General features: G+C 59.6%; 7 protein-coding genes, 4 tRNA genes and 1 pseudogene. 3 read left to right on the top strand and 9 right to left on the bottom strand.

Annotation, left to right across the window (positions count from 1 at the left end):
• From Q0349_RS06080 to Q0349_RS06065, 4 genes are all read right to left on the bottom strand, one after another.
• A partial coding sequence (locus tag Q0349_RS06080) for a hypothetical protein (RefSeq protein WP_298079982.1) occupies positions 1-558 on the bottom strand: 558 nt, incomplete at its 3' end.
• Between the two features lie 57 nt (positions 559-615).
• Complete coding sequence (gene ung, locus Q0349_RS06075) at positions 616-1,314, bottom strand: uracil-DNA glycosylase (RefSeq protein WP_298079981.1); 699 nt, start codon at positions 1,312-1,314, stop codon at positions 616-618.
• Between the two features lie 161 nt (positions 1,315-1,475).
• Positions 1,476-2,024, bottom strand: coding sequence for a C40 family peptidase (locus Q0349_RS06070; protein ID WP_298079980.1), 549 nt, complete (start codon positions 2,022-2,024; stop codon positions 1,476-1,478).
• 106 nt (positions 2,025-2,130) lie between these two features.
• Positions 2,131-2,481 carry a glucarate dehydratase gene (locus tag Q0349_RS06065; RefSeq protein WP_298079979.1) on the bottom strand — a complete coding sequence of 117 codons (351 nt, stop codon included), beginning with the start codon at positions 2,479-2,481 and terminating at the stop codon, positions 2,131-2,133.
• A 93-nt stretch (positions 2,482-2,574) separates the two neighbouring features.
• Here Q0349_RS06065 and metG point away from each other — a divergent pair, with 93 nt between their 5' ends.
• Positions 2,575-4,599 carry a methionine--tRNA ligase gene (metG, locus tag Q0349_RS06060; RefSeq protein WP_298079978.1) on the top strand — a complete coding sequence of 675 codons (2,025 nt, stop codon included), beginning with the start codon at positions 2,575-2,577 and terminating at the stop codon, positions 4,597-4,599.
• Between the two features lie 92 nt (positions 4,600-4,691).
• On the opposite strand, the gene Q0349_RS06055 is transcribed toward metG, so the two are convergent.
• From Q0349_RS06055 to ttcA, 4 genes are all read right to left on the bottom strand, one after another.
• Positions 4,692-5,492: a hypothetical protein gene (locus tag Q0349_RS06055; RefSeq protein WP_298079977.1), complete on the bottom strand. Its 801-nt coding sequence runs from the start codon at positions 5,490-5,492 to the stop codon at positions 4,692-4,694.
• Between the two features lie 41 nt (positions 5,493-5,533).
• A tRNA-Arg gene (locus tag Q0349_RS06050) sits at positions 5,534-5,610 on the bottom strand.
• Between the two features lie 27 nt (positions 5,611-5,637).
• Positions 5,638-5,714: transfer RNA gene (locus Q0349_RS06045), tRNA-Arg, on the bottom strand.
• Positions 5,715-5,757: 43 nt separating this feature from the next.
• Positions 5,758-6,693, bottom strand: a complete 936-nt coding sequence (gene ttcA, locus Q0349_RS06040; protein WP_298079983.1) for a tRNA 2-thiocytidine(32) synthetase TtcA — start codon at positions 6,691-6,693, stop codon at positions 5,758-5,760.
• A gap of 63 nt (positions 6,694-6,756) precedes the next feature.
• On the opposite strand from ttcA, the gene Q0349_RS06035 reads away from it, so the two are divergent.
• Positions 6,757-6,832: transfer RNA gene (locus Q0349_RS06035), tRNA-Thr, on the top strand.
• Positions 6,833-6,853: 21 nt separating this feature from the next.
• Positions 6,854-6,940 (top strand) — tRNA-Leu (locus tag Q0349_RS06030).
• A 90-nt stretch (positions 6,941-7,030) separates the two neighbouring features.
• On the opposite strand, the pseudogene Q0349_RS06025 reads toward Q0349_RS06030, so the two are convergent.
• Positions 7,031-7,173: pseudogene (locus tag Q0349_RS06025) on the bottom strand (IS3 family transposase); the annotation flags it as partial.

The following is a 7,173-nucleotide window of genomic DNA, read 5'->3' as shown; positions in this document are numbered from 1 at the left end:
CGGCGTCAGCAGCACAAGCCAGCGCGGCAGGATGCTGCGGCCGCGCGCCATTTGCACGGCGACAAGCAACCAGCCGCTGGCACTGATGGTGATGGCAGCAATCCAGTGAACGGCAAGCAGTTGATAGAAGTAGTTGTATTGCGCGACGAGCAGCGGCACGTCGGCATCGCTGACCGCGATGAGTGTTTGTGCGCTCGCGCCGAGGTAGAAGAATCCGGCATGGGCGAGCGGCATCAACGCATAGCCGATGAAAATGAGCGCGAGGGCGACACGGCTCAGCCGCGCCGGTTCCAGCAAGCGCGCGAGACCTGCGGTCGCGATGAGATAACCGGCAACGCTAAAGGTGGCGGGAACGACACCCCAGAAGCGGCGGATAGGCGATGCGGTTTGCATCAGCGCGGCGAAAGCGGTATCACTGGTCATGGCAGCGTCCAGCGTCAGCAGGCGTGGGTAGTGCGCAGGATGCGGGACGAAGCCGACGAGCAGCATATCGGCGAGGCTCCAGCAGAGGGCGGCGAGGATGCCGCAGCAGAGCAAGGTGGCGGTCTTGTTTGGCATGGCTTCTCCGGCAGTACGGGAATTGAAAAAAACCGGGCGTTGCGCCCGGTTGTGATGTCAGACTTGCCAGTCAATCGGCGCTTCGCCGCGCGATTGCAGGATTTCGTTGGCGCTGGCGAAGTGCTGGCAGCCGATGAAGCCGTTACCCGCCAACGGCGACGGGTGGACGGAGGTGAGAATGTAGTGTTTGTCGGCATCAATCAGTCGCATTTTTTCTTTGGCGAAGTTGCCCCAGAGCATGAAGATGAGGTCGCGGCGTTCGCGCGAGAGGTGCTCAATCACGGCGTTGGTAAAGAGATGCCAGCCGATGCGGCTGTGGCTGCCCGCCTTGCCGCGTTCGACGGTCAGGCTGGCGTTGAGCAGCAGCACGCCCTGGTCGGCCCAGGCGCTGAGGTCGCCGTGGCGCGGCATAACAAAGCCGGGGATGCTGCGCTCCAGCTCTTTGTAGATGTTTTGCAGTGAGGGCGGGATGCGCATTCCCTGCGGCACGGAGAACGACAGCCCCATCGCCTGCCCCGGCTGGTGATAGGGGTCTTGGCCGAGAATGACGACGCGGACGCGGTCGTAAGGGGTGCGGTTAAAGGCGTTGAAAATGAGTTTGCCGGGTGGATAGACGGGAATGTGCGCGTCTTTCGCGGCCATCAGGATGGTTTTGATGTGGGCGAAGTAAGGCTTGGTAAATTCTTCGTAGAGGGCGGTTTTCCAGCCGCTTTCGATTTGGACGTCATCAGGATTTACGGTAATTTCAGGAGTCATGATGTTTTTCTGGAATGTCAGGAATGGTTAAAGAACGGTAAAAATGCGGATGCGATTGTGCCACACGCCCCGCCCGCTGGCAAAGGGATTGCGGCGGTTTGCGACGAGAATTGCAGACATAAAAAAACCGCCTTGCGGCGGTCTTCTGTCAACAAGCGCCATCAGCGCGAGACGGTGACGCGTTCCTGCACCACGGCGCGGGCGCCGGCGTAGCGTTTTTTCCAGTAATCCTGGTCGATGCGGGTAATTTCCACCTTTTTGCCCGGCGACGGCGAGTGCAGCATTTTCTGGTTGCCGAGGTAGATGCCGACGTGGCTCACTTTGCCCTTGCCGTGGCGGAAGAAGATGAGGTCGCCCGGACGCGGTTCTTTCACCGGCAGCAGTTGGTTGAACTGCTCGCTGCTGCTGCGCGGCAGGCGGTAGCCTTGTTGGGCGAAGACGTGCTGGACGAGGCCAGAGCAGTCGAAGCCGCTTTTTTCGCTGGCGCCGCCGTAGCGGTAACGGGTGCCGATGAGTTGTTTGCTGTCGGCGATGAGGCGGTTGCGGGTGGGGTTGTGGCTGGCGACGAGGCGACGCGGTGCAGGCGCCTGTTCCGGTTTGAGGCTTTCCAGTTCGAGGCGGGGCGCATCCAGCGCGGCGGTTTGTTGGGATGTGGTGCTGCATCCGGCAAGGGTCAGCATCGTCAGACCAAAGAAGGTTTCTTTTTTCATGGGGTTAGCATTGTGTTTCGGATTTGGAAGGCGCGCACTATACCCGCGCGTTTTTCACAGCGTCAAACCCGAATTTGCTAATACCTTGTTTTTCTTCGTGCCAACATTACGGTAAAGATTGCAATTCGTTCAGGTATTGTTGCGCGAGGCGGATACGGCAGCGCAGTTCTTCTTTGTCTTCCAGCCGACAGCGCGCGGCGCGGTAGTTTTTGAAGGCTTGCAGGCTTTCTTGCCAGGCGGGGTCGTCCATGTGGCGGAAGTGGATTTGTTCGATGTCGCCGTCCAGCTGGCCGAGGGCGAGAAAGGCGCAGCTTTCTTCGGCACCGCTGGCGTTGCCGCTTTTGCGCAGGCATTCATAGTAATAAGAGGATGACACCGCCGGTGCGGGTTTGACGAGGCGGTTCGGGTTGACCAGTTCGGCGTAGCGCAACAGCAGCCAGAAGAGTGAGCCGTTCACGGGATTCTCCATCTATAAAGGGAGCGGCGATTATAGCGGGCGGGGCGCATTTGCTAAAATGCGCGCTTTCTTTAATCACATGAGAGCCTTGCCATGCCGCACGCCCCGAAACGCCGCATTCTTGTCACCAGCGCCCTGCCCTACGCCAACGGCGCGATTCACCTCGGCCACATGGTCGAATACATCCAGACCGATATTTGGGTACGCTTCCAGCGCCTGCGCGGCCACGAGTGCCATTACGTCTGCGCTGACGACGCGCACGGCACGCCGATCATGTTGCGCGCGGAAAAAGAAGGCATCACGCCGCAGCAGCTCATTGACAAAAGCCACAGCGAGCACCTGCGCGATTTCCGTGGTTTCCTTATTGACCATCACCAGTACCACAGCACCCACAGCGAAGAAAACCGCGAACTAACCGCCGCCATCTACCGCGCATTGGAAGCGGGCGGCCATATCCTGCACCGCACCATCTCGCAGCTTTTTGACCCGGAAAAACAGCTTTTCCTGCCCGACCGCTTCGTCAAGGGCGAATGCCCGAAATGCCACAGCAAAGACCAGTACGGCGACAACTGCGAAGTCTGCGGCACCACCTACGCCCCAACCGACCTCATCAACCCCTACTCCGCCCTTTCCGGCGCAACCCCGGTGGAGCGCGACAGCGAACACTACTTCTTCGACCTGCCCGCGTTTGACGCCTTCCTCCGCGACTGGCTGCAAAGCGCACAAATACAAGAATCCATGCGCAACAAACTGGGCGAATGGTTCATCGAAGGCCTGCAACCGTGGGACATCTCGCGCGACGCGCCCTACTGGGGCTTTGAAATCCCGGACGCGCCGGGCAAATACTTCTACGTCTGGCTGGACGCGCCGGTCGGCTACATGGCGAGCTTCCGCGCCCTCTGCGACCGCGAAGGGCTGGACTTTGACGCCTTCTGGCGCCCCGGCCACGACACCGAGCTTTACCACTTCATCGGCAAGGACATCGCCTACTTCCATATGCTCTTCTGGCCGGCGATGCTCAAAGGCGCGGGCTACCGCCAGCCGACCGGAGTGAACTGCCACGGTTTCCTCACCGTCAACGGCGAAAAAATGAGCAAATCGCGCGGCACCTTCATCAAGGCCGAAACCTACCTCAAACACCTGCGCCCCGAATACCTGCGCTACTACTTCGCCAGCAAACTCAGCGCGCGCGTCGAAGACCTTGACCTCAACCTTGACGACTTCCGCCAAAAAGCCAACAGCGACCTCGTCGGCAAACTGGTGAACCTCGCCAGCCGCTGCGCGCCGTTTATCAGCAAACACTTTGACGGCGCGCTCGCCGCCGCGCTGCCTGACGATGCGCTCTTTAAGCAATTTGCCGCCAAAGCCGACGACATCGCGAGCGCCTACGAACAGCGCGAATACAGCAGCGCCATCCGCGACATCATGAAACTGGCCGATGCCGCCAACGAATACATAGACGCGGAAAAGCCGTGGGTGAAAATCAAGGACGACGCCAGCCGCGCCGAAGTGCAAGGCATCGCCACCGTCGGCATCAACGCCTTCCGCCAGCTCATCACCTACCTCAAACCCGTGCTGCCGCAAGTGGCGGCGGATGCCGAAGCGTTGCTCAACATCACCCCGCTCGCCTGGGCGGACGCGCAAACGCCGCTGCTCGGTGCGACCATCCAGCCGTTCACGCCGATGATGCAGCGCATCGAAGCCGCGCAAACCGACGCCATCATCGCCGACAGCAAAGAAGACCTCAAAGAAGAAGCGGCGGTTGGCAAGACAAAACCCGCCGCAGAAACCGCGTGGATCACCATCGACGACTTTGCCAAACCCGACCTGCGCATCGCCCGCGTGCTCGAATGCAGCCACATCGACGGCTCGGACAAACTGCTGCGCTTCAAACTCGACGTGGGCGAATTGGGCGAACGCGAAGTGTTCTCCGGCATCAAGGCGTACTACCAGCCGCAAGAGCTCATCGGGCGGATGGTCGTCTATGTGGCAAACCTCGCGCCGCGCAAAATGCGCTTCGGCGTCTCCACCGGGATGATACTTTCCGCCACGCGCGGCGACGAACTGCACCTGCTGCAACCCGGCGACGGCGTCCAGCCGGGGATGAAAATCAGCTAAACGGCAACCCAATTGCCCCTCCCTCGCAGGACGCGCAGCGTTCGCAGCGGGGGAGGGGCAATTTCGCTTTACCCGCAGACTCCAAACAGGCTCTAAACGATGAGATTGCGCAGGGATTCAAGAGCAGGCGGATGCAGGGAGAGATACAGTGCCGGTTCAATCAGCTCGACTTCGTTAATGAGAAAGTCGCCGTTCGCGTCAATCAGGCCGTCAATGCGGGCATAAAGCGGCGCAACCGGCAGATGCGGCAACACCGCTGCCGCACGCGCCAGCCAGGCAGGTTCCGGCTGGGCGGGCAGGATTTCCACGCCGTAGGCAGAATTAGCTCGCCATTCCTGCGGCGCTGGGCGGCGGTGCGCGGCGTGCGAGAACGCGCCGCCGAGGTAAATCAGGCAGATTTCGCCGATGGGGCTTTCGATGAAGGGTTGCAACAACGCGCCCTGCGGATAGTCGGCCAGCGTCGGCAATTCGCCATCAAGGCGGCGCACGCCGCGCCCGCTTTGGCCGATGAGCGGTTTGACGACGGGGTTGTCCCAGCCGCTGTTGGCAACCGCCTGCGCCCAGTCGCCGCCCGGCAGCAGTGCGATACCAGGTGTGACGGCAAGACCTTGTGCCGCCAATTCGCACAGGTAACGTTTGTCTAGGTTCCAGCGTTGCAAGGCGGGCGGATTGATGACGCGCACATTCGCCGCTTCCAGCGCGGCAAGCCAATCCAGGTAAGCATCGGGTTGGGTGCTGTAATCCCAGACCGCGAGCGGCAGCACGGTGTGCGCGGTAGTGGGAGTGATGTTCTGCCAAGGCAGGAGTTCGGCGTGGAGCGCGGCGGCAAGCGCGCGCAGGTCAGCGTTGCCCTGCGGCCATTCACGGCAGGTGGCGATGTAGGTGTTTGACATGGCGCAGATATGAAAAAAGCGGCTTGAAGCCGCTGAATGTGTGGCGCGCCCGGAAGGATTCGAACCTCCGACCGCCTGGTTCGTAGCCAGGTACTCTATCCAACTGAGCTACGGGCGCACTAATCAAAAGGAAAACAGGAGTATGTGGCGCGCCCGGAAGGATTCGAACCTCCGACCGCCTGGTTCGTAGCCAGGTACTCTATCCAACTGAGCTACGGGCGCGTCGTTTTGAAGGCGCGCATTATCCACACCGCCCCGCAGAGCGTCAAGCGATATTTTCGGCTTCTGCCCGTGGGTGGAACAGTTGCGGTTTGGCGGCATTTGGCGCGTCTTCGTCGTCATCTTTTTCCGGCATCAGCCATTGCAGCGGCGTGCCGCTGGCGCCGAGCGCGGCAAAGTCAAACAGTTCGCGATCCAGCAGATGCGATGGCCGTACCCGCGTCAGCGCAGCGAAGATGCTGTCCAGCCGTTTCGGCGCGAGGCGATCCCATTGCAGCAGCATTTCCTTGATGGCTTTGCGTTGCAGGTTTTCCTGCGAGCCGCAGAGGTTGCAGGGGATGATAGGAAATTGCCGCCATTCGGCGTATTTGGCGATGTCGCGCTCGTCGCAGTAGGCGAGCGGGCGGATGACGATGTGCGCGCCATCGTCACTTTGCAGTTTCGGTGGCATCGCTTTCAGTTGACCACCGTGAAAGAGGTTGAGAAAAAAGGTTTCCATGATGTCGAATTTGTGGTGGCCGAGGGCGATTTTGGTCATGCCAAACTGCTTGGCGTAGGTATAAAGATGCCCACGGCGCAAGCGCGAGCAAAGCGAACACATGGTGTTGCCCGGCGCGATTTTGTCGGTAACGATGCTGTAGGTGTCACTCTCGATGATGTGGTAATCGACGCCGATGGAAGCGAGGTATTCCGGCAGAACGTGTTCGGGAAAGCCGGGCTGTTTCTGGTCAAGATTGACTGCGGTTAGCTTGAATTCGACCGGCGCACTGCGTTGCAGCGATAGGAGCAAATCCAGCATCGCGTAGGAATCCTTGCCGCCGGAAAGACAAACCATGATGTGGTCGCCAGCCTCAATCATCTGGTAATCTTCAATCGCTTTGCCGACGTTTTTTCGTAGCCGTTTCTGTAGTTTGCGCAAGGTTACGCTCATTACCTCATCCTTATACTTATTGAAAGGGTGCACATGATAAAGGGGCGGCATCACAAAATCGAATCCGCGCTTGACCGCCTGCAAAAAATCGCTACAATGCGCGTCCTGCCACACGCCGGAGTAGCTCAGTTGGTAGAGCGCCTCACTTGTAATGAGGATGTCGCGGGTTCAACTCCTGTCTCCGGCTCCATTGCAAAATGGAAAACCCAATGCCCAGATGGCGGAACTGGTAGACGCGCTAGGTTCAGGTCCTAGTGGGAGCAATCCCTTGGAGGTTCGAGTCCTCTTCTGGGCACCAGTATTCAAAGATAACCCCTTCTTCAAGAAGGGGTTTATTGTTTCTGCCTTATATGAACCGCCCCACACAGCGGAGGGCGGATTGACTGGATCAGGCAGTTTTGTCTAATCCGTCTTTTTGGCGATAGTGCGCCGCTTCAAATTCTACTGGCGGAGTGTAGCCGATGGAACTCAGCAGCCGGCGCTGGTTGAACCAGTCCACCCATTCCAGTGTCGAAAGCTCCACGTCGCCTG

This window comes from uncultured Cardiobacterium sp. (assembly GCF_938028185.1).
In the GTDB taxonomy this organism is placed as follows: Bacteria; Pseudomonadota; Gammaproteobacteria; order Cardiobacteriales; family Cardiobacteriaceae; genus Cardiobacterium.
This window is presented reverse-complemented; position numbering and strand designations above follow the sequence as displayed.

What these genes read in the sequence shown, in the direction of transcription:
- ung (WP_298079981.1), bottom strand. Translation starts at nt 1,314, where the DNA reads ATGACTCCTGAAATTACCGTAAATCCTGATGACGTCCAAATCGAAAGC.
- Q0349_RS06070 (WP_298079980.1), bottom strand. Translation starts at nt 2,024, where the DNA reads ATGAAAAAAGAAACCTTCTTTGGTCTGACGATGCTGACCCTTGCCGGA.
- metG (WP_298079978.1), top strand. Translation starts at nt 2,575, where the DNA reads ATGCCGCACGCCCCGAAACGCCGCATTCTTGTCACCAGCGCCCTGCCC.
- Q0349_RS06055 (WP_298079977.1), bottom strand. Translation starts at nt 5,492, where the DNA reads ATGTCAAACACCTACATCGCCACCTGCCGTGAATGGCCGCAGGGCAAC.
- ttcA (WP_298079983.1), bottom strand. Translation starts at nt 6,693, where the DNA reads ATGCCGCCCCTTTATCATGTGCACCCTTTCAATAAGTATAAGGATGAG.